This is a genomic window from Paraburkholderia sp. CNPSo 3281 (genome assembly GCF_024206515.1).
Lineage (GTDB): Bacteria > Pseudomonadota > Gammaproteobacteria > Burkholderiales > Burkholderiaceae > Paraburkholderia > Paraburkholderia nodosa.
In genome coordinates this window covers 1-1123 of record NZ_JAMBPS010000155.1, presented here as the reverse complement: position 1 = coordinate 1123, position 1123 = coordinate 1, and the positions used below count along the sequence as shown (strand labels likewise).

General features: G+C 67.3%; 1 pseudogene. It reads right to left on the bottom strand.

The features are described 5' to 3' along the window. Positions 1-1123 (bottom strand): annotated as a pseudogene (locus tag M3I56_RS40605) (heme utilization protein); the annotation flags it as partial.

The following is a 1123-nucleotide window of genomic DNA, read 5'->3' as shown; positions in this document are numbered from 1 at the left end:
CTGCACCTGCGTGCTGGTCAGCGAGGCGATGCCTGCGGTGCCAAGACCGTTCACGAGCTGGCTCGTGCTCAGCGCGCGCAGGTCAGCCGAGTTCAGCTGCTGCACCTGCGTCGCGCTCAGTCCCGCGAGCTGGCCCGTGCTCAGACCCGAAACCTGTGCGCTCGTCAGCAGGTTCACCGACAGCGTCGCCAGCTGCGACGTCGTCAGCGCGTTCAGCGCCGTCGAGGTCAGCGACTGCACTTGCGACGACGTCAGCTGGCCAATGCCCGCCGAACCGAGTGCCTGCACTTCTGCCGTGTTCAGTGCGTTGAGGTCCGCCGTGCCGAGCTGCGCGACCTGGCTGGACGTCAGTGCCTTGATGCCCGCCGAACCCAGACCGTTTACAACCTGGCTGGTGCTCAGCGCCTTGATATCAGCCGAACCCAGTTGCTGGACCTGGCTCGAAATCAGGCTCGACAGCTGGCCCGTGCTCAGGCCGGCCACCTGACCCGTCGTCAGCGAGGCGATTGCCAGCGTTGCCAGCTGTGCCGTGCTCAGCGCGTTCAGCGCCGTCGTGGTCAGCGACTGCACCTGCGTCGTGGTCAGCGAGGCGATGCCTGCGGTGCCGAGGCCGTTCACGAGCTGCGAGCTGTTCAGCGCCTTGAGGTCAGCCGAGTTCAGCTGCTGCACCTGCGTCGCGCTCAGTCCCGCGAGCTGGCCCGTGCTCAGACCCGAGACCTGTGCGCTCGACAGCAGGTTCACCGACAGCGTCGCCAGCTGCGACGTCGTCAGCGCGTTGAGCGCCGTCGAGGTCAGCGACTGCACTTGCGACGACGTCAGCTGGCCAATGCCCGCCGAGCCCAGTGCCTGCACTTCTGCCGTGTTCAGCGCGCTCAGGTCCGCCGTGCCGAGCTGTGCGACCTGGCTGGACGTCAGTGCCGCGATGCCCGCCGAACCCAGACCGTTCACCACCTGGCTGGTGCTCAGCGCCTTGATGTCAGCCGAACCCAACTGCTGGACCTGGCTCGAAATCAGGCTCGACAGCTGGCCCGTGCTCAGACCGGCCACCTGACCGGTCGTCAGCGAGGCGATCGCCAGCGTTGCGAGCTGGGCCGTGCTCAGCGCATTCAGCGCCGTCGTGGTC